This is a genomic window from Enterococcus sp. DIV1307a, assembly GCF_050537425.1.
GTDB classification, from domain to species: domain Bacteria; phylum Bacillota; class Bacilli; order Lactobacillales; family Enterococcaceae; genus Enterococcus; species Enterococcus faecalis.
In genome coordinates this window covers 2,350,001-2,373,868 of record NZ_CP172914.1, presented here as the reverse complement: position 1 = coordinate 2,373,868, position 23,868 = coordinate 2,350,001, and the positions used below count along the sequence as shown (strand labels likewise).

The window sequence follows — 23,868 nt, the reverse complement described above, 5'->3', positions numbered from 1 at the left end:
GACAGAGTTTGAAAAAAGAATATTTTATTGCTGCTAGTGCAGATGTCTATGGAAACGTACAACTAGCAAAGGATAGTAATATTTGGTTTCAGTCGGTCTTAAGAGGTGACAGTAACACAATTACCATTGGTGAAGGTAGTAATATTCAAGAAGGCACGATTATTCATGTTGATGAAGATGCCCCGACAATTGTAGGCAAGTATGTAACGGTGGGCCATCAATGCATGTTACACGGTTGTAAAATCGGTGATGGTGCTTTGATTGGCATGGGTTCAACGATTCTAAATAACGCTATTATTGGAGAAAACAGCCTGATTGGTGCGGGCTCTTTAGTGACAGAAGGCAAAATTATCCCGCCAAATGTTTTAGCATTTGGTCGACCCGCGAAGGTTATCCGTCCGTTAACGGCAGCAGAAATAGCCAGTAATCATATGAACGCCTTACATTATGTTCAACGAGCAGAAGAATTTCGCCAACAAAAATACCCGAAACTAACATAGAATTAGGAGGAAAATGATGAAGAAAATTAAAGTAATGACGGTTTTTGGAACACGGCCAGAAGCAATCAAAATGGCCCCTTTAATCAAAGTTTTAGAAGAGCAAAGTCAAGGATTTGACTCTGTAGTAGTCGTAACAGCGCAACATCGCCAAATGTTGGATCAAGTGTTAGAAGATTTTCAAATTACACCGAATCATGATTTAAATATCATGAAAGATGGGCAAACCTTAACAGATATTACAAGTCGTGTTTTGAATTTATTAACTGAGGTTCTTGTGACAGAACAGCCGGATATTGTCTTGGTTCATGGCGATACTACCACGTCATTTGCGGCTGCGTTAGCTGCTTTTTATCAACAGATTCCGGTGGGACATGTGGAAGCAGGATTACGGACCTGGCAAAAATATTCTCCGTTTCCGGAAGAAATGAATCGTCAACTGGTAGACGTGTTAACTGATATTTATTTTGCCCCAACCACTCAAAGTAAGGACAATTTAATCAAAGAAAATCATCCAGAAGAACATATTTATGTAACTGGCAATACAGCGATTGATGCGATGGTGTACACCGTTGATGCCCACTATCAAAATGATTTATTGGAAAAAATCCCTACAGACCAACGCATTGTACTAATCACAATGCATCGTCGTGAAAATTTAGGCCTGCCAATGGCAAATGTGTTTAGAGCTGTTCGTCGACTTGTAATGGAACATCCAGAAATTGAAGTCATTTTCCCTATGCACAAAAATCCCAAAGTCCGTGAAATAGTAGCGGAACACTTAGGTGAATTAGCTCGTGTGCATTTAATTGAACCATTGGATGTCAAAGATTTTCAAAATTTTGCAGCGAAAAGTTCTTTAATTTTAACTGATTCTGGCGGTGTGCAAGAAGAAGCTCCTTCCTTAGGTGTGCCAGTTTTAGTTTTACGAGATACAACGGAACGTCCAGAAGGCGTAGCGGCAGGAACATTGAAATTGGTTGGTACAGATGAACAAGTAGTCTATCAAGAGGCGAAAACATTATTGACTGATTCTGATGCTTACCACGCGATGGCGCATGCACAAAATCCGTATGGGGATGGTCAAGCTAGCCGCCGAATCGTTGAAGCCATTGCCTATGAAATGCAGCAATCAGATAAAAAACCAGATACGTTTACAGCAAAATAAATAAAAAGGCAGAGAAGCGCTGAAAAATGTGCTTCTTTTGCGTATCTTATTTTGAAGAATCAATTAGACAAAAAATGCTAGAAAGTAGTGAAGTGAAGATGTATCAAACGATTTTATTTGATTTAGATGGCACAATTACGGATTCTGGTAGCGGCATTATGCGTTCTATTTTATACGCAACAGAACAATTAGGCTGGCCAGCTCCTAGCGAGGAGACGTTACGTTCTTTCATAGGGCCGCCTTTATATGAATCATTTTTGCACATGGCGCCTTCAGCTGAAGCAGCGCAACAAGCCGTGGGTCATTATCGAGCGTATTATCAGAGAAAAGGTATGTTTGAAAACCATGTGTATCCAGGGATCCCAGAGGTACTAACAAGGTTAAAGGAAGCGGGAGCAAAGTTATACATTGCGACTTCCAAGCCAGAAGAATTTGCTAAAAAGATTATTACTCATTTTGATTTAGATCGTTATTTTACAGGCATCTATGGAGCGAGTATGGACGGTCATCGTTCTAAAAAAGCAGATGTGATTCAGTATGCATTAACGGAAGCTCAATTAGACCCAACCAAAGAAGCGATTATCATGGTTGGTGATCGTAATCATGACATTCTTGGTGCTCAACAAAATGGCTTAGATAGTATAGGTGTCTTGTATGGATTTGGTGAAGAAACAGAGTTACAAGAGGCGGGAGCGACATTCCTAGTACAATCGCCTAAAGACTTAGGTGCTATTTTGCTACAAAATTCCTAATAGAAAATGGATTTTCGATAAATTTAGGAGGATTTTAAGATTTATTATCGTTTCAATAGAAAAGCGCCATCATAGGCTTTAAACGTTGTCAATGATGAATTTTTTATCGGGGAATGACGGTCTTTTTATTAAAAACATTTAATTTTAAAGAGGTTTCATGTATAATAGTTTCAGTCATAAACGATAGAATAGTAAGGAGGGTTAGTTTTGGCTAATGATAACCAAAATAACCAAGATCCCAAATCTTCGCTTAGAGATCAAGTAACTGGGTCTTTAAAAGGTAGAAATGATGGCGATCAACCTGATTCCTCTGAAAAAAATGATAGGTCTCCCCAACCTTCATCTGATGAATCACAAGAAACAGCGAGCCGCACAACACAAACACGTGCAGGTTCTAGAGCTGCTCGAAGACGTGGGAAAGACAAGACAACACAGACAGTCGAAGAGCCAACCCCGATTGAAACAGACGAAAAGCCAACAAATACAAAAAAACAAACACGTAAAAAAGAAGATCGTTTAGTCGGTCGTATCGTGTTAATTGTAGTTTCTGTATTAGTTTTAATGATGGCAATCTTTGGGTTTACTTTTTATAAATATGTAGATGCTGGGCTACAGCCACTAGACAAGAACAATAAGAAGCTTGTTCAAGTGCATATCCCAGAAGGATCTTCTAATAAGCAAATTGCTGCGGTTTTAGAAGAAAGCAACGTCATTAAAAGCGGAATGGTTTTTAACTACTACGTAAAATTTAAAAACTTAACAGATTTTCAAGCGGGCTATTATCAAATGTCTCCAAGCATGACACTCGATGAAATTGGTGAAATGCTAAAAGAAGGAGGCACGCCAGAACCAACTAAAATTGCAGATGGCAAAGTAACGATTCCTGAAGGCTACGATATAGATAAAATTGGCGAAGCTATTGAAAAAAATACAGATTTCAAGAAAGCAGATTTCATTGCATTAATGAAAAACGAAGACTTCTTCAATCAAATGAAGGCTAAGTATCCTGATTTACTTGAAAGTGCTGCAACTGCAGAAGGGGTTCGTTATCGCTTAGAAGGCTATTTGTTCCCTGCAACTTATGATTACTACAAAAAAGCAACACTTCCTGAATTTGTCGAACAGATGGTTGCTAAAATGAACACAGTAATGGAACAATATACGCCGACAATTCATGCAAAGAATTTAACCAATCAGCAAGTCTTAACGTTAGCTTCATTGGTTGAAAAAGAAGGAGTCAAAGAAGCAGACCGCAAACAAATTGCGCAAGTATTCTTTAACCGCTTGGCTGCCGATATGCCGATCCAATCAGATATTTCTATTCTGTATGCTCTAGGAGAACACAAAGAAACTGTAACGTATGCTGACTTGGAAGTGGACTCGTCTTATAACTTGTATAAAAATACTGGTTATGGACCAGGACCATTAGATAGCCCAAGTGAGGAGTCAATTAAAGCAGTCTTGAATCCGACACCAAGTGACTATTTATACTTTGTAGCAGATATTTCTACAGGAAAAGTATACTTCTCAAAAACATATGAAGAACATCAAGTATTAGTAGATCAGTATGTCAATAATTCAAGTAGTGAATAAAATGAAAACATAAAAGAGCTTGGTGAATCAATTTTGTATGATTCACCAAGCTTTTAGATACTCAAAAAGTAATCTGTTTAGCAGAGGGAAAGAGTAGCAACTAGAAATTTATATAAATAAAATTTAGCAAAATCACAAAAATTCAATAATTATATTTACAATTTAGAAAAAGCGTGGTACTCTTTTGTGGATTGAAAGCGGAATTTTTTTCAATAACCAACCAAGAACTACGTATCGTTAAGCGAAAAAGGAGAATTAACATGGTAGAAAAAGTATATCCAATGACTCTTGAAGGAAAAGAAAAATTAGAACAAGAGCTAGAAGAATTAAAAACAATTAAACGTAAAGAAATCGTAGAGCGTATTAAAATCGCTCGTAGCTTTGGGGATCTTTCAGAGAACTCAGAGTATGAATCAGCTAAAGATGAACAAGCTTTCGTTGAAGGACGTATTACAACGTTAGAAAATATGATTCGTTTTGCAGAAATCATCGATAATGATGGCGTGGACCAAGACGAAGTTTCCATCGGTAAAACAGTTACTTTCCAAGAATTGCCTGATGGAGAAGAAGAGGAATACACAATCGTAGGAAGTGCCGAAGCCGATCCATTTTCTGGTAAAATTTCTAACGATTCACCGATTGCGCAAGCCTTAATTGGTAAACAATTAGGCGACCAAGTGATTATTGCAACACCTGGTGGCGACATGACAGTTAAAATTACAAAAGTTGAAGCAAACTAAATAATTGAGTAGGGCAGGCAGCTTCCAAGGCCTGTCCTTTCGCAATCTATGACATTTAGGGCTAAAGTCCTATGGTAACCTGAGGCGCAAACCACTATGATTAAATAAAATAAACGAGTAAGATAAATGACAGAGGGAGGAGGCAAATCTATGAATAACCCTTGGCGCTTTTTTATCGTCGCAGAAGCATTACTTTTTATTCTGGCGTTATGGCAAATTGTACATAATCCTGGATTAGCTGTTTTATTAACAATTGGCGTTTTACTTGTGGCCTATGTTTCCAGGAAAGCATCTAAAACACATTTTAACAACTTTCAATTCGTCCTCGGCGTTGTTTTTATTGTCATTGGTGCAATGAACAGCACGGCTGTTTGGTTTATGTTGATTTTTGGCGTACTCTTTATCGGCTTAAAAGGCTTTGAGATTTCAGGCGTGGATATAGCTGAGCGAGCACCTTGGCGTAAAAAACAAATGATTATGGTGGAGACGGCGGCAAAAGAACCTAAAAATGGCAAACGATTTAAACGCCGCTGGTTTGCCAACGAACGCATTGGTAACAATATCTATGAATGGGACGATATCAATATTGATTTAATCTCTGGGGACACCATTATTGATTTAGGTAATACGCTACTACCGAAAGAAGACAATATTATTATTATTCGTAAAGGTTTTGGCCGCACGCGAATTCTAGTGCCGTTAGGTGTAGCTATTTTGTTAGAACATTCAACTTTTTACGGAACGGTACGTTTTGAAGAAGAAAAATATCAATTGAAAAACGAATCATTAAAAATATACAGCAATGATTATGATACCAATCTTCGTCGTTTGAAAATTATGACGAACACTTTAGTAGGAGATGTTGAGGTGATCCGTGTATGACCGATCGGATTTCAAGACGCATGATTTCATTATATGCGTCCCTTAGCACCTTTATTGTTATCTTAATTACATTGTTTTCATATTTTCATTCGATTAAACAAAACCGGTGGTTATTAGAGCTTCTTCAGAGAAAAGTCTTTTATCTACCACTAATTGTGCACATTGTTCTCATATCCTTACTAATAGGCTTATTGACCTTTTTACTGATTTCATTGGTTCAAAAAGGGCAATATGGACGGATTGAAGAAAAACTTCGGTTATTGGCCAACGGTAATTATGAAAGTCCAGTCTTAAACAAACCAACGACCAGTGAAAATCAAGACCATTATCTAACCGAAGTCGAACAAGATATTTGGTCGATTAAAAATAAATTATTAGAGATGTCTAAAGAATTGCAATTATTAAACAGTCGACCGCAATTAATGGATGGGCAAACAAAAGAAGAAATTTTAGAGAACGAGCGGCATCGTTTGGCGCGGGAGTTGCATGATTCAGTCAGTCAACAACTTTTTGCAGCCATGATGATGTTGTCTGCATTAAATGAACAAGCACAACGAACAGAAACCCCGGAACCATATCGTAAACAACTAGCCATGGTGGCAGAAATCATTAATGCCTCCCAATCGGAAATGCGCGCGCTACTATTGCACTTGCGTCCTATCAGTCTAGAAGGAAAAAGTTTGCGTAAAGGTATTGAACAATTACTGAAAGAACTACAAACAAAAATTAAAATTGAATTGATTTGGGATGTTGAAGATGTTCATTTAAATAGCAGCATTGAGGATCATCTTTTCCGAATTGTGCAGGAGTTACTTTCAAATACCTTAAGACATGCCAAAGCAAAGGAATTAGAGGTATACTTACACCAAGTCGATAAAAACGTGTTATTGCGTATTGTTGATGATGGTGTCGGCTTTGATATGAAGGAACAAAGTAATAAAGCCGGTAGTTATGGCTTAAATAATATTCGAGAACGTGTTGTCGGCATGGGCGGTACAGTTAAAATTATTAGTTTTAAAGGGCAGGGAACCAGCGTTGAAATTAAAGTTCCTGTCATAAAGGAGGAAACTGCAAGTGATCAAAGTAATGTTAGTGGATGACCATGAAATGGTCCGTTTAGGCGTTTCATCATATTTATCTATTCAAGAGGATATAGAAGTCGTAGGCGAAGCAGAAAACGGTAAGATTGGCTATGAAAAAGCATTGGAACTACGTCCAGATGTTATTTTGATGGATTTGGTAATGGAAGAAATGGACGGCATTGATTCAACAAAAGCGATCTTGAAAGATTGGCCAGAAGCCAAGATTATTATTGTGACGAGTTTTATTGATGATGAAAAAGTGTATCCGGCGATTGAAGCTGGTGCAGCGGGCTACCTATTAAAGACATCAACAGCACATGAGATTGCTGATGCAATTCGGGCGACTTATCGCGGAGAGCGTGTGTTGGAACCTGAAGTGACGCATAAGATGATGGAACGGTTAACAAAAAAACAAGAGCCGGTGTTGCACGAAGATTTGACAAACCGGGAACACGAAATTTTAATGTTGATTGCACAAGGTAAAAGTAATCAGGAAATAGCTGATGAACTCTTTATCACTTTGAAAACAGTTAAAACACATGTTTCAAACATTTTAGCAAAACTAGATGTGGATGATCGGACCCAAGCGGCGATTTATGCTTTTCAACATGGTTTAGCCAAATAAATATCAGATAAATCCATAAATAAATTCTAGGAAATCCTTCTAGGAATTTATTTATGGATTTGTTATACTAATTTTAACGAACAGACAGGAGCGGTCAGAAGAAATGAAACAAAATTTTGCAATTATTGGTTTAGGACGTTTTGGCGGCAGCATATGCCAAACTTTGGTGGAAGCTGGTCAAGAAGTTTTGGCCATTGACAGCAGTGAAGACCGTGTCAATGAATATATGAATATTGCAACGCATGCAGTGGTGGCTAACGCCCAAGATGAAATGACGTTGCGTTCTTTAGGGATTCGGAATTTTGATCACGTAGTGGTGGCAATTGGTGAAGATATTCAAGCGAGTATTTTAGTGACACTAATGGTTAAAGAGATGGGGGTTCCCAATGTCTTGGCCAAAGCAGTCAATGAATATCATGCCCGTGTCTTAGATAAAATTGGGGCAGACATGGTCGTTCACCCAGAGCGGGATATGGGCATTCGAATTGCTCACAAACTTGTTTCACGCAATATTTTAGATTATATTGAATTATCTAGCGAATTTTCATTAGCTGAGGTTCGGGTCACCAATCCTAAATTTTACAATAAAACCTTAGCAGAATTAAATTTCCGTCAGCGATTTGGTTTAACTGTGGTAGCGATTCGCCGCTCGAAAACAGAAGTAATTGCTTCGCCAGATGCTTCTGAAATTGTTCGAGAAAACGACAATTTATTAGTTATCGGTGATACCGCAGACGTGGATTTATTAGATGAAAAAATGAATGGCTAAGCACTTTATTCTCTAAAAGCACTGCGCTGTGCTACAATAAATGGCGACAGAGATGTGAAGGAGGAACAAAGAATGAAATTAGAAGTGACACCGAAAGCCCAACAATGGTTTAAAGAAGAAACCGGGGTTCAGCCTGAGACAGGCATTCGTTTTTTCGGAAAAATTTACGGAAAAACACCTGTTCATGATGGTTTTTCCATTGCGATGTCTGTAGAAGCGCCAGATGAGCCAATGATTAAAGAGAACCTAGATGGGATTACCTATTTTATTGAAGAAACAGATGATTGGTTCTTTAAAGGGTATGATTTGATTGTTGATTATGATGAAAAGAATGATGAGCCGCGTTATCAATTTGAAGCAAACCAAGAAGATTTAACAAAATAATTTTAGTGCTAAACAAAAGAGGCTGAAGTAGTGCGTAGGACTATTTCTGTTGCTTTCGTTTAACCGCTAGTCAGCCTGAGAAAAAATCGTTTTGGATTTTTTCTCAGGTTCTTTCTATTTAAGTTATTTTAGTTGGATATCGTTATTTAATAAGGCTATTATATGGTATAATGATAATTAACTGAAGTGTGGAGGAAATAAAATGTTATCAATTGTTGTCCCTTGTTATAATGAGGAAGCAGCGATTCCGCTGTTTTTTGAAGAAGTAGAAAAAATTAGCCAGAAACTGTCTCATTCAGTAGAATATATATTTGTGAATGATGGCTCAAAAGACAATACGTTAGCTGTTTTAAGACAGCTTTATCGCGAACATCCAGAGAAGGTCCGTTATCTTTCTTTTTCACGAAATTTTGGGAAAGAAGCGGGCTTATACGCTGGTTTAAAAGAAGCAACAGGTGACTTAGTGACAGTCATGGACGTTGATTTACAAGACCCGCCTGAGTTATTACCTCAAATGATTGAGATGATTGAAACCAGTACAGATTTAGATTGTGTTGGCACACGACGCATAACAAGAGACGGCGAACCGCCCATTCGTAGCTTTTTTGCACGGATGTTCTATAAACTCATTAATCGAATTGCTGAGACGGAAATGGTGGATGGTGCCCGTGACTTCCGTGTCATGACCCGACAAATGGTCGATGCGATTTTAGAGTTATCTGAGTATAATCGTTTTTCAAAAGGGATTTTTAGTTGGGTCGGCTTTAAAACAGAATATATTGAATTTAAAAATCGAGAACGAATTGCTGGAGAAACCTCTTGGTCTTTCTGGAGTCTATTAAGTTATTCAATTGACGGGATTGTCAATTTTTCAGAAACACCATTGAATATTGCTTCATACGTTGGCGCCTTTTCGTGTATTGGTTCTGCACTAGCAATGTTAGTGATTATCTTTCGAACATTAGTTAATGGTGATCCAACGAGCGGCTGGCCTTCAATGGTTTGTATTGTACTTTTTGTAGGTGGTTTGCAACTATTATGTTTAGGAATTATTGGCAAATATATCGGCAAAATTTTCTTAGAAACGAAAAAACGACCAATTTATATTGTAAAGGAATCAGAAAAAGATTCTAAAAAATAACCAAAAAAGCAGAGAAAAATTCTCTGTTTTTTTGTTGTGCATTAAAAAAAGTGTAAATAGGCTTTTCAGAAAAACAACATTTTTTACATAAAAAATACATTAACTTTACCTATTTTTATCTTAATGAAACAGCTTTGCTCTCGCGGTTGCAAGAAATAAATGTTAAAATCAAAAGGTATGCTATTAAATGTTTTTTTGGAGGTTGGGTCATGATAGAAGTTATCGACTTGAAAAAAGTATTCGATAATGGGTTTGAAGCGTTAAAATCGGTCAATTTTACGATTGAGCAAGGGGACTTGGTTTGTTTGTTAGGACCAAGTGGGTGTGGGAAATCCACAATTTTAAACTTAATTGCAGGTTTATTACATCCAAGTGATGGAGATATTCAGTTTCGACAGCAATCGGTTGTCAAAACAGCACCAAAAGATCGGAACATCGGGTTCGTTTTTCAAAACTATGCCTTATATCCACATATGACTGTTCTAGAAAACGTAATGTTTCCTTTGACAGTAGGAAGTAAGAAAGTTCCCAAGGCAGAGGCACAAGCTATTGCCGAAGAATATATGAAACTAACGAATATTGAAGAGTTAAGCCATAAAAAGCCAGGCACACTTTCTGGTGGTCAACAACAGCGTGTTGCGATTACCCGGGCGTTAGTTCAAAAACCAGATGTTTTATTATTAGATGAGCCTTTAAGTAACTTGGATGCACGTTTGCGTTTGAAAATTCGTGAAGAAATCCGCCGCTTGGTGAAAGAAGTAGGGATTACAACAATCTTTGTAACGCACGACCAAGAGGAAGCGCTATCAATCAGTGATAAAATTATTTTATTAAACGAAGGGGTTATTCAACAAAATGATGAACCTCAAAACCTTTACTTAGAACCAAATAACTTATTTGTTGCTCAGTTCATAGGTAACCCAATTATTAATTTATTGTCTGTTGAAGTGAAAGACGGCAAAATGTACCACGAAAGTTTTGAAATTCCGCTTGAGCGTTTTGAGCAAGCACGCTTTAAAATGCCAATGACTGACGGGAAATATACGTTTGCTTCTCGTCCAGAAGATGTGGTACCAGCTGAAACAGGTCTCTTTACCACAACGACAGATTTAGTGGAATTGATTGGTCGAGAACGTATTTTACGATTTACATTAGGAAATGAACAAGTGAAATCAATTGTAAGTGTAGAAGAAGCGATTGAAGAAGGAGACACTTTATCTTTTGATTTTTCATATAAAAAAGTATTTATCTTTAACGAAGCGGGAGACCGGGTTTACTAATGAAAAAATACAATCCAGAAAATCAACCAAAAGCATGGCTCTTCCTTCTGCCATCATTAGGAATCATTTTACTGTTTAGCGTTTATCCGCTGTTTCGTTCTTTGTGGATGAGCTTCCAAAAAGGTTCCTTAATTAACCAACGCTACGCTGGTTTAGAAAATTATCAACGTGTATTGAATGATCCAATCTTCTATAAAGCGTTAAAAAATACAGCGCTCTATGCATTTGCTGTGGTACCGATTGCCTTGATAATTTCCCTAGCAATTGCTTGGATTATCTTTGAAAAAGTTAAACATAAGAGTTTCTTTGAAACGATTTTCTTTATGCCTTATGTAACGAGTACGATTGCCATTGGGATTGTCTTCCGTTACTTCTTTAATGGCGATTATGGAATTGTCAATTACGTCTTAGGCTTTTTCGGCATTCCTTCTGTCAACTGGCTAGATAATGTTCAAATGAGTATGCCAACATTGATTATTTTTGGGGTTTGGACGAGTTTAGCATTTAATATTATTATTTTGTTGGCTGGGTTGAGAAATATTGATGAAGAACACTTTAAAATAGCGAAAATGTTTGGTGCCTCAGACGGCGAAATTTTCCGACGTATTACGTTTCCGCAACTAGTCCCGACCATTGCCTTTTTATTAACGGTCAATTTAATTGGCGCCTTTAAAGTTTATACACAAGTTTATGCTTTATTCGGTGGTCGTGCGGGGATTGCCAATAGTGCCACAACCGCAGTGTACTATATTTATGACAAATTCCACATTGCAGGGCGTCCCGGAATTGCGATGGCCGCCACAGTGATTTTATTTGTGATTATTTTAGTGGTCACTTTCTTACAAAATAAACTCTTAAAGAAAGTGGGGCAATAAGCCAATGAAAAAAGTTTTAACGATTATCGCATTTGTTTTCTTAGGCATTTTAGCCGTTATTACGTTATTTCCATTTGTCTATATGATTTTAGCTGGTTTAATGAGTTACTCTGAAGCGACCAGCATGCCGCCAACCATGTTTCCGAAACAACCACAATGGCAAAACTACACAGAGGTCTTTCAAAAAGCACCCTTTCTTCGGTATTTCTTAAACACAGTCTTTGTTTCAGGTGTTACAACGATTGCTACGGTAGTCACCGCCGTGTTAGCTTCATTCGCGTTAACGAGTTTGAAGTTCCGTTTTAAAAATGTGGTCATTGCTTTGATGATTTCGTTGTTAATGGTTCCGTATGAATCTATTATTTTTACCAATTATCAAACGATTGCGCAATTAGGTTTGTTAAATACTTACAGCGCCTTAATTATTCCATTTTTAACTAGTATTTTTTATATTTACTATTTAAACGGGTATTTAAAAGGTATTCCTGATACTTTTTATAAGGCTGCCAAGATTGATGGCGCTAGTGATTTAGAATACATTTGGCGTATTTTAGTACCAATGTCAAAACCAGCGTTGGTAACAGTAGGGATTTTAACATTTATTTCTAGTTGGAATTCTTTCTTGTGGCCATTGTTGGTGACGAACGAGAAAAAATACCGTCTATTGAATAATGGACTATCGGCCTTTGCGACAGAGAGCGGTAGTGACGTACATTTACAAATGGCTGCTGCAACATTAACCGTTATTCCAATTTTAATTATTTACTTGATTTTCAGAAAAGAAATTATCAGAGGAGTTGCAAAAAATGGAATCAAAGGCTAAAACAACTGTGACTTTTCACAGTGGCATTTTAACAATTGGAGGAACCGTGATTGAAGTGGCGTATAAAGATGCCCACATCTTCTTTGATTTTGGTACAGAATTTCGACCAGAATTAGATTTGCCTGATGATCACATTGAAACCTTAATTAATAATCGTTTAGTGCCAGAATTAAAAGACTTATATGATCCACGTTTAGGTTATGAATATCATGGTGCAGAAGACAAAGAGTATCAACACACCGCTGTTTTCTTATCTCATGCCCATTTAGATCATTCACGCATGATTAATTATTTAGACCCAGCTGTTCCGTTGTACACCCTAAAAGAAACGAAAATGATTCTAAATAGTTTAAATCGCAAAGGTGATTTTTTGATTCCATCACCGTTTGAAGAAAAGAATTTTACCCGAGAAATGATTGGTCTTAATAAAAACGATGTGATTAAAGTTGGCGAAATTTCAGTGGAAATCGTACCTGTTGATCATGATGCGTACGGTGCTTCGGCATTACTGATTCGCACGCCTGACCATTTCATCACATACACAGGTGATTTGCGCTTACATGGCCATAATCGTGAAGAGACTTTAGCTTTTTGTGAAAAAGCCAAACATACTGAATTATTAATGATGGAAGGCGTAAGCATTAGCTTCCCAGAACGTGAACCAGATCCAGCCCAAATAGCGGTTGTCAGTGAAGAAGATCTTGTTCAGCACTTGGTTCGTTTAGAACTAGAAAACCCGAATCGACAAATTACCTTTAATGGTTATCCAGCAAACGTGGAACGTTTTGCTAAGATTATTGAAAAGTCACCACGTACAGTCGTTTTAGAAGCAAATATGGCTGCGTTGTTACTTGAAGTATTTGGAATAGAAGTTCGTTATTATTATGCTGAATCTGGTAAAATATCAGAATTGAATCCAGCGTTAGAAATCCCGTATGACACGTTACTAAAGGACAAAACAGACTATTTGTGGCAAGTTGTGAACCAGTTTGACAACCTCCAAGAAGGTAGTTTATACATTCACAGTGATGCGCAACCGTTAGGGGACTTTGATCCACAGTATCGCGTGTTTTTAGATTTGTTGGCTAAAAAAGACATTACTTTTGTCCGTTTAGCTTGTTCAGGACATGCAATTCCAGAAGATCTGGATAAAATTATTGCATTGATTGAACCTCAAGTATTGGTTCCAATCCATACGTTAAAACCAGAAAAACTGGAAAACCCGTATGGTGAAAGAATATTGCCAGAACGTGGCGAGCAAATTGTTTTATAAATTTTTTTAAGGGAGAGAAAAAAATGAAGTTCAAAACTCTAGCAACAACAGTGTTAGCAACCGCAGCTATTTTCGCATTGGGGGCTTGTGGTAACGGTAATGGGGCCAAAGAATCAAACGATATTGTGAAAGAAGTGAAGGAAGATACGACAATCACTTTCTGGCATGCAATGAATGGGGTTCAAGAAGAAGCGTTAACAAAATTAACGAAAGACTTCATGAAAGAAAATCCAAAAATTAAAGTGGAATTACAAAATCAATCTGCTTACCCTGATTTACAAGCCAAAATCAATTCGACTTTAACTTCACCAAAAGATTTACCAACAATTACGCAAGCGTACCCAGGCTGGTTATGGAATGCTGCACAAGATGAAATGTTAGTGGACTTAAAACCATATATGGATGATGACACAATCGGCTGGAAAGATGCAGAGCCAATTCGTGAAGTATTGTTAGACGGCGCCAAAATCGACGGCAAACAATACGGCATTCCATTTAATAAATCGACAGAAATGTTATTCTATAATGCTGATTTGTTGAAAGAATATGGTGTTGAAGTACCGAAAACATTAGAGGAATTAAAAGAAGCTTCTAAAACAATTTACGAAAAATCCAACAAAGAAGTCGTTGGTGCTGGTTTTGACTCGTTAAATAACTATTACGCAATTGGAATGAAAAACAAAGGCGTTGATTTTAATAAAGACTTAGATTTAACAAGCAAAGATTCACAAGAAGTCGTGGACTATTACCGTGATGGTATCGAAGCAGGTTACTTCCGCACAGCTGGTTCAGATAAATATTTATCTGGCCCATTTGCAAACAAAAAGGTAGCGATGTTTGTCGGTAGTATTGCTGGTGCTGGTTTTGTTCAAAAAGATGCTGAAGCTGGTGGCTATGAATACGGTGTTGCACCACGTCCTGAAAAAATCAATTTACAACAAGGAACAGATATTTATATGTTCGATAGTGCTACGCCAGAACAACGGACAGCGGCATTTGAATTCATGAAATTCTTAGCTACGCCTGATTCACAATTGTACTGGGCACAACAAACAGGTTATATGCCAATTTTAGAATCTGTTTTACACAGTGATGAGTACAAAAATTCTAAGACAACCAAAGTACCTGCACAACTTGAAAACGCAGTAAAAGATTTATTCGCTATCCCAGTAGAAGAAAATGCTGATTCAGCCTATAATGAAATGCGGACAATTATGGAAAGTATTTTTGCTTCATCAAATAAAGACACGAAAAAATTATTGAAAGATGCAACGTCACAATTTGAACAAGCATGGAACCAATAATCAATAAATAAACAGACGTGGGAGGTTGGGATCTGAGTCGTTATGGCTCGTGTTCTAACCTTCCTGTTCTTTTGGGCGGAAGAAGGAGAGAAACAAAATGCAAATAAAAATTTTAGCAACAAGTGATATGCATGGGTATATTATGCCGACAAGTTATAGTGAAAAAAAGATGGATTTGCCTTTTGGAACCGCAAAAGCAGCAACCATGCTGAAAAAGTTACGGGCGTCTGCCAAAGGACCAGTTTTTCAAATTGAAAATGGGGATTTTATTCAAGGTTCGCCGCTTAGTTACTACGTAAGAAAAGCAGAAACACATTCAGTGGAAGCCATCACTAAAATCATTAATCAAATGAATTATGATGTTAGCATTTTAGGCAACCATGAATTTAATTACGGATTAGATTATTTAAAGGAAACGATTGCCAGTTATCAACAGCCAGTTTTAGCTGCCAATATTCTTGGTAAAGATGGACAACCTTATTTCGGTCAGCCGTATGTCATCATAGAAAAACAAGGGGTTAAAGTAGCCATCCTTGGCGTGACGACTCAATATATTCCTCATTGGGAACAGCCGGCAACAGTCAAAGATTTAACGTTTAAAAGTGTCGTTGAAACAGCGGCAGAATACGTGCCAAAACTGCGGGAAGAAGCGGACCTAGTTGTTGTCGCTTACCATGGCGGTTTTGAAAAAGATTTAGAAACAGGGGAACTCACGGAATTACTAACAGGAGAAAATGAAGGCTACGATTTATTGGAAAAAGTTCCTGGGATTGATGCCTTAGTCACTGGTCACCAACATCGAGAAATTGCTACAAAACTGAATGGAATACCTGTGATTCAACCAGGTTTTCGAGGAGCTTTTGTTGGAGAAATTACTTTAGAAATTGAACCTATGGCTAAAGGCTATCGCGTTATCGGAAGTGATGCAGCTATTCATCCTGTTGGAAACGAACAACCAGATACAGAAGTTTTAGCTTTGACAACAGCGTTACATGACGAGGTAGAAGAGTGGCTTGACCAACCAGTGGGAAATGTGGAAGGGGATATGACGATTCAAAATCCGAATGCCGTACGCCTAAAAGAACATCCATATATAGAATTTATTAATAACGTCCAAATGGCTTCAAGCGGAACGGATATTTCAGGGACTGCACTTTTTAACAATGAAGGCAAAGGGTTTAATAACCAAATTACGATGCGCGATATCATTACCAACTATATTTATCCAAATACCTTGGCTGTATTGCGTGTCACTGGACAAGACCTCCGTGAAGCGTTAGAACAAAGCGCTACTTATTTTGTGTTAGAAAAAGGCCAACCAATTTTTAACCCGAAATATGTCGATCCAAAACCACAATACTATAATTATGATATGTATGAAGGCATTGAGTATACGCTTGATTTAAGACAACCGTTTGGTGAAAGAGTGACGAAACTTAATTATCATGGCAAAGCAGTGCAAGCAGAAGATGTTTTGGAAATCGTGACAAATCAATACCGAGCAGTCGGTGGCGGAAACTATCAAATGTTCCAACCTGAAAAAATTATTCGAGAAATCCAAATTGACATGACGGAACTGATTGCAGAATATTTAAAAAAACATCCAATCATTCAAGCGTCGACAAATGATAACTTCAGGGTTATCTGGTAAAAAATAGCAAAAAAAGCCTTCAACCATGCAATTACTTGAAAGATGGTTGAAGGCCTTTTTTTGAGTTAATAGCCTTTTTTTAAGGAAACTTGGTTTTTGACGAGGGTTTGATCTGTCACAAATTGATTTAAGTTTGGAATAAAAATCGCCAGTAATTTTGATTTGAACTTCGGTGTCATGCCAGAAATATGAGGTGTTAGTAAAACATTCTGCATCTCCCATAAAGGGCTATCTTCGGGAAGAGGTTCTTCTTCAAAGACATCTAAGGCAGCAAAAGCAATGGTTTTATTGTTTAAAGCAGTTATCAAATCGCTCGTTGCTACTGAGGCGCCGCGACCAACATTTACGAAAATTGTTTCAGGAGCCATTTTTTCAAAAAGTGCCTGATTGTATAAATGTTTTGTTGTTTCAGTCAAAGGAAGAATGTTCACAACAATGGACATTTCATGGATAATTTTACTCATATTCTTCTGTGAATAGCATTCAATGAAGCCTTCCGTCACATGTCCAGAGGTATTCACGCCATAAACTTGAAGATTTAAACCTTTAGCAAATTTAGCTAATTGTTGTCCGATTTGCCCAGTGCCTACGATTAACATTTTTTGCCCAGAAAGTTGTTGATAGGAAGGGGCTGTTTGATTCCATGTGTGTTGCATTTGTTGTTGGATACTTTCTTGCAGTCCGCGAGTATGTGCTAATAAAACGCCTAAAACATGTTCTGAGATAGAAACACTATGGATTCCGCTACCATTAGACAACAGAATGCCTTTTTCTCTTAATTTATCAAAATCCATATAATCAGCACCAGCAGAAATGAGCTGAATCCATTTTAGGTGACTAGTATCAGAGGCTAATAAACGCGGACCAATTTCTTTATGCCAGCCTAACATAATTTCGATTGCCTCTTCTTCAGCAGAGGATAAATGATCAGTAGATGTTTTAACTAGATAATTGGGCGCCACAGCTTTCACTTGTTCCAGTTGTTCTTCGTTGAATACTTCATTTAAATAAATAATTGGTTGGTTCATCTTTCTTCCTCCTAGCACTTTTTATTGTATCAAAAATAAATTTAAAAGAGAAAAAGAAAGGCTTTTCAGTAAAGCAGAAAGCCAAGGACAAAAATCCGATTTAGATTTTTGTCCTTGGCTTAAAAACTGCTAAAGTCCAGTGCTAACCTTATTTAGGTACGCCGTTTTCAAATAAACTTGTACTATGAACTGGTTGACGTCGAGCATCGGGCCGTAAGTAATGTAAAGCATTATTTACGGCAGTAGGTGCCTCACCAAATCCTGTAGCGATTAATTTCACTTTTCCCTCATAGGAACAGATATCCCCTACAGCGTATACACCAGGAATGTTAGTTGACATATCGGAATGAACATTAATAGCATTTCTAGAAACGTCTAATCCCCATTCTTTGAGGTGTGTTAAAGAAGAAGTGAAGCCATAATTGATAATTAAATCATCCAGAGGGAGATCCAATGTTTGGTCACCTTTTGTCTCCGTTAATTGGATGCCTGTGAACGTTTCGTTTTCCTTTAAAATATCACTAATGATATAAGGAGTTCTGATAGAAACACTAGATTTTTCCAGTTGTTCCACGCTATGTTCATGGCCGCGAAATTGTGGGCGACGATGGATAATAGATACTTCTTCTGCAACGTTTTCTAGCATTAAAGCCCAGTCAATTGCGGAATCGCCGCCACCAGCAATCGCAACTTTTTTGCCAGCGAATTTTTTCATGTCAGTCACATAATAATGGATTGACTCACCTTCAAAGGCTTCAACATTTTCGATAGCTAAACGTCGAGGTTGGAAAGCACCGTTACCAATCGCAAAGATAACCGTTTTAGAATAATGTGTGCCTTTAGTTGTGTCTAAGCGCAGAAGTCCATCTGCTTCCTGTGCAAGGTGTGTGACCTCTTCTTCCAAACAAACATCGTGCTGAAATGGCTGCATCTGTTTTTCCAAATTGGCAATTAACTCACCGGCTTTAATAGCAGGGAATCCAGGAATATCATAAATATATTTTTCGGGATACAGCATTGTTAGCTGACCACCTAATTGCGGCAGGCTATCAATGATTTTCGTTTTCGCTTTACGAATTCCCGCATAAAAAGCGGCAAATAATCCAACAGGACCGCCGCCGATAATTGTTAAATCATAAATATCTTTTTCATCAGACATTTGAAAATTCCTCCTAATTCATTTAGGGTTGAGACAACTATTGATCGTTTTGCGAACACTTCACAAAATAGCACGGCTTTTCGAAAAAAGCAAGTTTGGCTAACGAATCAAAGCATTCTTTAATCATTGGAAAAAGATCATAGCAATTTTCAGCATTTTTCGATATGATGGAACTATAAAATAATTATCTAGGAGGACATTCTCATGTCACAATTTCCACAATTAGATTTAGAAAATGCTAAAGGCCCAAAAGCGGTCATTAAAACAAACCGAGGCGACATCACTGTTCAATTATTCCCAGAACAAGCGCCTAAAACGGTTGAAAATTTTGTTGAATTAGCGAAAAAGGGCTACTATGATGGCGTTATTTTCCATCGTGTGATTCCTGATTTTATGATTCAAGGCGGTGACCCAACCGGAACAGGAATGGGCGGCGAAAGTATTTATGGAGAAGCATTTGAGGATGAATTTTCTCGGGATGTTTTCAATTTGCGTGGCGCATTGTCAATGGCAAATGCTGGTCCTAACACAAATGGCAGCCAATTCTTTGTTGTTACTAATCAAAATGTTCCAGCTCAAATGATGAGTCAGTTAGAAGATGCTGGTTTTCCAGAAGAAATTATTGAAGCTTACAAACAAGGCGGAACACCTTGGTTAGACTTCCGTCATACTGTTTTTGGTCATGTTGTTGATGGTATGGATGTAGTGGATGAAATTGGTGGAGTCCAACGGGATGCCCAAGACCGTCCAACATTTGACGTCGTCATGGACACAGTTGAAATCATTGGTGAATAAGTTTAACCAATTGAAAAAGAGAGTACCAACGAGGGACAAATTCGTTGGTACTCTTTATTTTTTTCTTAAAACGACTAACTTTTTTTTAAAAGCATCCAAATCGCTTCTTTTAATGAAGTCTTTATAGGATACTGAGTTAAAGAATAGAAGGAGAGGAACCAAATTTGTTAGAAAAATACAGATATCCAATGGCCTTGGCTTTGTTTGCAGTAATACTCCCATTTATAGGAACGTTTTTTACGTATGTAGATCAGCAAGGAATCGTTCATGAACCAGGATTTTATACAATCATAATTGGAGAAATTTTACTTCTATTTTCAGGTATCTGGTTCGTCAGAGTTTATTTAGCTAAACGCAAAAGAAAGAATTAAAAACAGCTGTCCTAAAAACTAGGACAGCTGTTTTTAATTAAAAGCTTTTTTGATACGTAAAAGGCCTTCTTCGAGAGTTTCTTTTGAACAAGCTAAGTTTAAACGCATGTGTTGAGAACCTTGGGGACCGAAACTAATTCCTGGATTTAGAACCACTTTCCCCTTATGAATTAAGGTATCGCGAAGTTCCCGATCCGTTAGCGAATAAGAACTAAAGTCTAACCATAAAAGATAGGTTCCTTCAGGCTCCATTACACGAACGCTAGGCAGCTCTTCACGGAAAAAGGAAAGGGCAAAATCAATATTTTCTTTTAAATAATCAAGTAACGCCGTTAGCCATTCTTCCCCTGTTTGATAGGCAGCTGCCGTTCCAACGTAGCCAAAAGTATTGATACCGCCTTGATGATTTTTGTCTTGTAAAGATACGAAAGATTGCCGTAGTTTTTCATTAGGAATGAACAGCATTGAATTTTTAATACCCGCTAAATTAAAGGTTTTCGTTGCCGCTGTTAAGGTAACAGTGAATTCCTTAAATGCTTCATCAGCAACAGTGAAGGAAGTGAAGGTATGCGGTTTGAAAATCAAATCCTGATGAATTTCATCGCTAACTACAGTTACTTGGTGTTTTTGGCATAAACGGCCAATTGCTAGCAATTCTTCTTTTGTCCAAACACGTCCACCAGGATTATGGGGATTACAAAAAAGTAACAGTTTCACCTTTTCTTCGATTATCTGTTGTTCCATTTTAACCAAATCAACTTCATAATGTCCGTTAACTTCTAGTAAAGAATGGCACACAAGTCTACGCTCATTTTGTTTTACCACATCTGCAAAAGGGGGGTAGACTGGATCACAAATCATGACAGAATCAGCAGGTGCTGTATACGCTTGAACGGCTGTGGCCAAGCTGGGTACCACGCCACTATTAAACAAAATTTCTTCTTTTTCAACAATCAATTGATGGTGTTGCCGTTGCCAATCTTGAATTGCTTGATACAGTTCATTAGGTGCCACTGCATATCCTAGAATGCCCTGTTCAATAACTTGTGACAAGGCATCAAGAATAGGCTGATGTACTTTGAAATCCATATCAGCAACCCATAAAGGTAGTAAATCTTTTTCGTGGTAACTCGTTTCAACGGTGTCCCATTTAACACAATTCGTGTGGCGACGATCAATGGTTTCATTAAAATTAAACATAAGATAACTCCTTTTCTTCTATATAAAGTCTTACTTCCTATAGTATAGTAGATTTTGCTTAAAAGATGAAACAATTGTTTTAACAACTAGGGAAGAAATAATGCACAAACGTTGAAAAAATGCTATTATTTTAAATGAGTAGAAACGGAAAAAGAAATTTATCGTATGAAAAGAGGAAATTTGATGAAGTACAAAATTGGTATGGTACTTTCTGGCACAATTACCGGACTTCAACCATATGGTGCATTTGTTTCTTTAGACGAAGAAACACAAGGACTGATTCATGTTTCGGAAGTACAAGCTGGCTTTACTAAAAATATCCATGGACTCTTAACCGTTGGACAAAAAGTAACCGTTCAAGTTATTGATGTTGATGAATATTCTCAAAAGATTAGCTTATCTTTACGGACCCTTGAAGACAAAGTTCATTCAGTGAACCATCGACGCAAAAAATATTTTACGGATAAGAATAAAAAAATTGGCTTTGCAACCTTAGACAAAGAACTTCCAGAATGGATTGATGAAGCAATGGATAAGTTGCTTGAAAAATAATTCTGTATTTTTTCAGAAAGTGTGTTACAATTTCTTTTGTTAGTGAATCTAAAAATTAATTGAGGTGGATGTCGTGTCTAACAAAAAAGTCGCTGGAACAATCATACTGAACTTAAACGATGGTAGTAAAAAATTTTTGATGCATCCAATAGGTGAAGCGATTGAGTTTGCGATGGCAAAAGTTTCTGATGAGATGACGGGTTTAGCTAGTATGCTACAATGGTTCAAAGAAGAGGTTCAATTGGACGTTACTTCAATTAGCTTAGTAGAATTAACTAACGCGCATATCAATAAAGAAAATGTTCCGCTGTTTGTCTTCGAGATGGATGAACAAGCACTTAAAAATGAAATGGATAAAGACTATACATGGGTAGCACCTGCAGAATTAAAAACGATTTGGTCAAAATATCATATTGAAGGTGTCCCAATGTTTTAAACAAAAAAGAAAGAATCTGTCGATAATCGAACAGATTCTTTCTTTTTTTATGTTGTACGTAAAAAAGTTAATCGAACTATTTCAAATATATGATTCAAATTGTTCGATTTTTAGTAAGGAATTAAACTGTTTTGATAGACAATTAGGATTTAAAAAGTTTAAAAACGAAATAATTGAAAAGAATGAAAACAGATTGAAAACTTCTTTTAATTTTTTTGAAAAAAAGTGTTGACCAAACATCAAAATCTTGATATATTATTACATGTCGCAAGGCGAGTCACACAGCTGAGCGATTCAGAAATCAATAATTAAATAACAATTCTTGATTTCAAATATCTCGAAAAAAGTTTGAAAAAACAACGAAAAAGTTGTTGACAAATAACAAGCGAGGTGATAAGATATAGAAGTTGTCACAACAGACAACAACAACCGAGCGAAACAACTTAAAAAACTTTTTAAAAAAGTTCTTGACATTCAAACGAAAGTTTGTTATGATATAAAAGTTGCTGCGAGGTAACGTAGACCTTTGAAAACTGAACAAAGAATAGACGAACCAAATGTGTAGGGCGTCTTGATTCAATTCAAGACAACAAACATTTTTAACAAGCAAGCAATATGCTAGCAAACAAATTGAGCTTAACAATCGTAAGATTGTTCTAACTTTTATTATGAGAGTTTGATCCTGGCTCAGGACGAACGCTGGCGGCGTGCCTAATACATGCAAGTCGAACGCTTCTTTCCTCCCGAGTGCTTGCACTCAATTGGAAAGAGGAGTGGCGGACGGGTGAGTAACACGTGGGTAACCTACCCATCAGAGGGGGATAACACTTGGAAACAGGTGCTAATACCGCATAACAGTTTATGCCGCATGGCATAAGAGTGAAAGGCGCTTTCGGGTGTCGCTGATGGATGGACCCGCGGTGCATTAGCTAGTTGGTGAGGTAACGGCTCACCAAGGCCACGATGCATAGCCGACCTGAGAGGGTGATCGGCCACACTGGGACTGAGACACGGCCCAGACTCCTACGGGAGGCAGCAGTAGGGAATCTTCGGCAATGGACGAAAGTCTGACCGAGCAACGCCGCGTGAGTGAAGAAGGTTTTCGGATCGTAAAACTCTGTTGTTAGAGAAGAACAAGGACGTTAGTAACTGAACGTCCCCTGACGGTATCTAACCAGAAAGCCACGGCTAACTACGTGCCAGCAGCCGCGGTAATACGTAGGTGGCAAGCGTTGTCCGGATTTATTGGGCGTAAAGCGAGCGCAGGCGGTTTCTTAAGTCTGATGTGAAAGCCCCCGGCTCAACCGGGGAGGGTCATTGGAAACTGGGAGACTTGAGTGCAGAAGAGGAGAGTGGAATTCCATGTGTAGCGGTGAAATGCGTAGATATATGGAGGAACACCAGTGGCGAAGGCGGCTCTCTGGTCTGTAACTGACGCTGAGGCTCGAAAGCGTGGGGAGCAAACAGGATTAGATACCCTGGTAGTCC

The 23,868-nt window shown here is 37.8% G+C and carries 25 protein-coding genes and 1 rRNA gene (1 of these 26 running past the window's edge); 23 read left to right on the top strand and 3 right to left on the bottom strand.

Annotated elements, in window-relative coordinates; all coding sequences use genetic code 11:
• The first annotated feature begins 8 nt into the window (after positions 1 to 8).
• The 17 genes from IGL90_RS11590 to IGL90_RS11510 all read left to right on the top strand — a co-directional run bounded on the left by IGL90_RS11590 (position 9) and on the right by IGL90_RS11510 (position 16,839).
• Positions 9 to 500, top strand: coding sequence for a gamma carbonic anhydrase family protein (locus tag IGL90_RS11590; RefSeq protein WP_048738052.1), 492 nt, complete (start codon positions 9 to 11; stop codon positions 498 to 500).
• 13 nt (positions 501 to 513) lie between these two features.
• The gene (gene wecB, locus IGL90_RS11585) at positions 514 to 1,665 is read left to right on the top strand and encodes a non-hydrolyzing UDP-N-acetylglucosamine 2-epimerase (RefSeq protein WP_048738054.1); all 1,152 of its coding nucleotides are present in this window, start codon (positions 514 to 516) and stop codon (positions 1,663 to 1,665) included.
• A 74-nt stretch (positions 1,666 to 1,739) separates the two neighbouring features.
• Positions 1,740 to 2,417: an HAD family hydrolase gene (locus IGL90_RS11580; protein ID WP_002386325.1), complete on the top strand. Its 678-nt coding sequence runs from the start codon at positions 1,740 to 1,742 to the stop codon at positions 2,415 to 2,417.
• A 207-nt stretch (positions 2,418 to 2,624) separates the two neighbouring features.
• Positions 2,625 to 4,010: an endolytic transglycosylase MltG gene (gene mltG, locus IGL90_RS11575; protein WP_002415850.1), complete on the top strand. Its 1,386-nt coding sequence runs from the start codon at positions 2,625 to 2,627 to the stop codon at positions 4,008 to 4,010.
• A gap of 260 nt (positions 4,011 to 4,270) precedes the next feature.
• Complete coding sequence (gene greA / locus IGL90_RS11570) at positions 4,271 to 4,750, top strand: transcription elongation factor GreA (protein ID WP_002355133.1); 480 nt, start codon at positions 4,271 to 4,273, stop codon at positions 4,748 to 4,750.
• A gap of 150 nt (positions 4,751 to 4,900) precedes the next feature.
• Positions 4,901 to 5,632 carry a cell wall-active antibiotics response protein LiaF gene (gene liaF, locus IGL90_RS11565; RefSeq protein ID WP_002381168.1) on the top strand — a complete coding sequence of 244 codons (732 nt, stop codon included), beginning with the start codon at positions 4,901 to 4,903 and terminating at the stop codon, positions 5,630 to 5,632.
• Positions 5,629 to 6,732 carry a sensor histidine kinase gene (locus IGL90_RS11560; protein WP_002365182.1) on the top strand — a complete coding sequence of 368 codons (1,104 nt, stop codon included), beginning with the start codon at positions 5,629 to 5,631 and terminating at the stop codon, positions 6,730 to 6,732. Before liaF ends, IGL90_RS11560 begins: the two co-directional genes overlap by 4 nt.
• Complete coding sequence (locus IGL90_RS11555; RefSeq protein WP_002355137.1) at positions 6,707 to 7,339, top strand: response regulator; 633 nt, start codon at positions 6,707 to 6,709, stop codon at positions 7,337 to 7,339. Before IGL90_RS11560 ends, IGL90_RS11555 begins: the two co-directional genes overlap by 26 nt.
• A 103-nt stretch (positions 7,340 to 7,442) precedes the next feature.
• Entirely contained in the window at positions 7,443 to 8,108 is a 666-nt protein-coding gene (locus IGL90_RS11550) for a potassium channel family protein (RefSeq protein WP_002355139.1), read from the top strand.
• Between the two features lie 54 nt (positions 8,109 to 8,162).
• The gene (locus tag IGL90_RS11545; protein WP_002355140.1) at positions 8,163 to 8,492 is read left to right on the top strand and encodes a HesB/YadR/YfhF family protein; all 330 of its coding nucleotides are present in this window, start codon (positions 8,163 to 8,165) and stop codon (positions 8,490 to 8,492) included.
• 202 nt (positions 8,493 to 8,694) lie between these two features.
• Positions 8,695 to 9,633: a glycosyltransferase family 2 protein gene (locus IGL90_RS11540; RefSeq protein WP_002378890.1), complete on the top strand. Its 939-nt coding sequence runs from the start codon at positions 8,695 to 8,697 to the stop codon at positions 9,631 to 9,633.
• A 146-nt stretch (positions 9,634 to 9,779) separates the two neighbouring features.
• Positions 9,780 to 10,913, top strand: a complete 1,134-nt coding sequence (locus IGL90_RS11535; RefSeq protein ID WP_002396511.1) for an ABC transporter ATP-binding protein — start codon at positions 9,780 to 9,782, stop codon at positions 10,911 to 10,913.
• Positions 10,913 to 11,788 (top strand): carbohydrate ABC transporter permease, encoded by an 876-nt coding sequence (locus tag IGL90_RS11530; RefSeq protein WP_002355143.1) that lies wholly within the window; start codon positions 10,913 to 10,915, stop codon positions 11,786 to 11,788. The genes IGL90_RS11535 and IGL90_RS11530 overlap by 1 nt, the downstream gene beginning before the upstream one ends.
• 4 nt (positions 11,789 to 11,792) lie before the next feature.
• Positions 11,793 to 12,611, top strand: a complete 819-nt coding sequence (locus IGL90_RS11525; RefSeq protein ID WP_002355144.1) for a carbohydrate ABC transporter permease — start codon at positions 11,793 to 11,795, stop codon at positions 12,609 to 12,611.
• Complete coding sequence (locus IGL90_RS11520; protein WP_048738057.1) at positions 12,595 to 13,884, top strand: MBL fold metallo-hydrolase; 1,290 nt, start codon at positions 12,595 to 12,597, stop codon at positions 13,882 to 13,884. Before IGL90_RS11525 ends, IGL90_RS11520 begins: the two co-directional genes overlap by 17 nt.
• Before the next feature lie 23 nt (positions 13,885 to 13,907).
• Complete coding sequence (locus tag IGL90_RS11515; protein ID WP_002359172.1) at positions 13,908 to 15,188, top strand: extracellular solute-binding protein; 1,281 nt, start codon at positions 13,908 to 13,910, stop codon at positions 15,186 to 15,188.
• A 97-nt stretch (positions 15,189 to 15,285) separates the two neighbouring features.
• Positions 15,286 to 16,839: a bifunctional metallophosphatase/5'-nucleotidase gene (locus IGL90_RS11510; protein WP_048738058.1), complete on the top strand. Its 1,554-nt coding sequence runs from the start codon at positions 15,286 to 15,288 to the stop codon at positions 16,837 to 16,839.
• Positions 16,840 to 16,904: 65 nt separating this feature from the next.
• Here the strand turns inward: IGL90_RS11510 and IGL90_RS11505 are convergent, their stop codons facing one another.
• Together IGL90_RS11505 and IGL90_RS11500 are read right to left on the bottom strand one after the other, a co-directional pair.
• Positions 16,905 to 17,867, bottom strand: a complete 963-nt coding sequence (locus IGL90_RS11505) for a phosphoglycerate dehydrogenase (RefSeq protein ID WP_048738060.1) — start codon at positions 17,865 to 17,867, stop codon at positions 16,905 to 16,907.
• A 148-nt stretch (positions 17,868 to 18,015) separates the two neighbouring features.
• Positions 18,016 to 19,026, bottom strand: coding sequence for an NAD(P)/FAD-dependent oxidoreductase (locus IGL90_RS11500; protein WP_002368301.1), 1,011 nt, complete (start codon positions 19,024 to 19,026; stop codon positions 18,016 to 18,018).
• A 204-nt stretch (positions 19,027 to 19,230) separates the two neighbouring features.
• Here IGL90_RS11500 and IGL90_RS11495 point away from each other — a divergent pair, with 204 nt between their 5' ends.
• Together IGL90_RS11495 and IGL90_RS11490 are read left to right on the top strand one after the other, a co-directional pair.
• Positions 19,231 to 19,821 carry a peptidylprolyl isomerase gene (locus tag IGL90_RS11495; RefSeq protein ID WP_002361120.1) on the top strand — a complete coding sequence of 197 codons (591 nt, stop codon included), beginning with the start codon at positions 19,231 to 19,233 and terminating at the stop codon, positions 19,819 to 19,821.
• 164 nt (positions 19,822 to 19,985) lie between these two features.
• The gene (locus IGL90_RS11490; RefSeq protein ID WP_002355151.1) at positions 19,986 to 20,192 is read left to right on the top strand and encodes a DUF3955 domain-containing protein; all 207 of its coding nucleotides are present in this window, start codon (positions 19,986 to 19,988) and stop codon (positions 20,190 to 20,192) included.
• A gap of 33 nt (positions 20,193 to 20,225) precedes the next feature.
• Here IGL90_RS11490 and IGL90_RS11485 read toward each other — a convergent pair whose 3' ends face one another.
• A complete protein-coding gene (locus IGL90_RS11485; protein ID WP_033595447.1) occupies positions 20,226 to 21,392 on the bottom strand; it encodes a MalY/PatB family protein in 1,167 nt (388 codons plus the stop codon).
• 183 nt (positions 21,393 to 21,575) lie between these two features.
• On the opposite strand from IGL90_RS11485, the gene IGL90_RS11480 reads away from it, so the two are divergent.
• The 4 genes from IGL90_RS11480 to IGL90_RS11465 form a co-directional block, all read left to right on the top strand.
• Positions 21,576 to 21,944 carry a CvfD/Ygs/GSP13 family RNA-binding post-transcriptional regulator gene (locus IGL90_RS11480; protein ID WP_002365178.1) on the top strand — a complete coding sequence of 123 codons (369 nt, stop codon included), beginning with the start codon at positions 21,576 to 21,578 and terminating at the stop codon, positions 21,942 to 21,944.
• Between the two features lie 64 nt (positions 21,945 to 22,008).
• Positions 22,009 to 22,380 (top strand): hypothetical protein, encoded by a 372-nt coding sequence (locus tag IGL90_RS11475; RefSeq protein WP_002385270.1) that lies wholly within the window; start codon positions 22,009 to 22,011, stop codon positions 22,378 to 22,380.
• Positions 22,364 to 22,612: a hypothetical protein gene (locus IGL90_RS11470; RefSeq protein WP_002392518.1), complete on the top strand. Its 249-nt coding sequence runs from the start codon at positions 22,364 to 22,366 to the stop codon at positions 22,610 to 22,612. Before IGL90_RS11475 ends, IGL90_RS11470 begins: the two co-directional genes overlap by 17 nt.
• 432 nt (positions 22,613 to 23,044) lie before the next feature.
• Positions 23,045 to 23,868, top strand: a 16S ribosomal RNA gene (locus tag IGL90_RS11465) (it continues 737 nt past the right edge of the window).

Coding starts and splice junctions, on each gene's coding strand:
- IGL90_RS11510 (WP_048738058.1), top strand. CDS start 15,286: ATGCAAATAAAAATTTTAGCAACAAGTGATATGCATGGGTATATTATG.
- greA (WP_002355133.1), top strand. CDS start 4,271: ATGGTAGAAAAAGTATATCCAATGACTCTTGAAGGAAAAGAAAAATTA.
- IGL90_RS11505 (WP_048738060.1), bottom strand. CDS start 17,867: ATGAACCAACCAATTATTTATTTAAATGAAGTATTCAACGAAGAACAA.
- IGL90_RS11485 (WP_033595447.1), bottom strand. CDS start 21,392: ATGTTTAATTTTAATGAAACCATTGATCGTCGCCACACGAATTGTGTT.
- IGL90_RS11525 (WP_002355144.1), top strand. CDS start 11,793: ATGAAAAAAGTTTTAACGATTATCGCATTTGTTTTCTTAGGCATTTTA.
- wecB (WP_048738054.1), top strand. CDS start 514: ATGATGAAGAAAATTAAAGTAATGACGGTTTTTGGAACACGGCCAGAA.
- IGL90_RS11530 (WP_002355143.1), top strand. CDS start 10,913: ATGAAAAAATACAATCCAGAAAATCAACCAAAAGCATGGCTCTTCCTT.
- IGL90_RS11550 (WP_002355139.1), top strand. CDS start 7,443: ATGAAACAAAATTTTGCAATTATTGGTTTAGGACGTTTTGGCGGCAGC.
- IGL90_RS11500 (WP_002368301.1), bottom strand. CDS start 19,026: ATGTCTGATGAAAAAGATATTTATGATTTAACAATTATCGGCGGCGGT.
- IGL90_RS11515 (WP_002359172.1), top strand. CDS start 13,908: ATGAAGTTCAAAACTCTAGCAACAACAGTGTTAGCAACCGCAGCTATT.
- IGL90_RS11520 (WP_048738057.1), top strand. CDS start 12,595: ATGGAATCAAAGGCTAAAACAACTGTGACTTTTCACAGTGGCATTTTA.
- IGL90_RS11560 (WP_002365182.1), top strand. CDS start 5,629: ATGACCGATCGGATTTCAAGACGCATGATTTCATTATATGCGTCCCTT.
- IGL90_RS11580 (WP_002386325.1), top strand. CDS start 1,740: ATGCTAGAAAGTAGTGAAGTGAAGATGTATCAAACGATTTTATTTGAT.
- IGL90_RS11480 (WP_002365178.1), top strand. CDS start 21,576: ATGAAGTACAAAATTGGTATGGTACTTTCTGGCACAATTACCGGACTT.
- IGL90_RS11495 (WP_002361120.1), top strand. CDS start 19,231: ATGTCACAATTTCCACAATTAGATTTAGAAAATGCTAAAGGCCCAAAA.
- liaF (WP_002381168.1), top strand. CDS start 4,901: ATGAATAACCCTTGGCGCTTTTTTATCGTCGCAGAAGCATTACTTTTT.
- IGL90_RS11540 (WP_002378890.1), top strand. CDS start 8,695: ATGTTATCAATTGTTGTCCCTTGTTATAATGAGGAAGCAGCGATTCCG.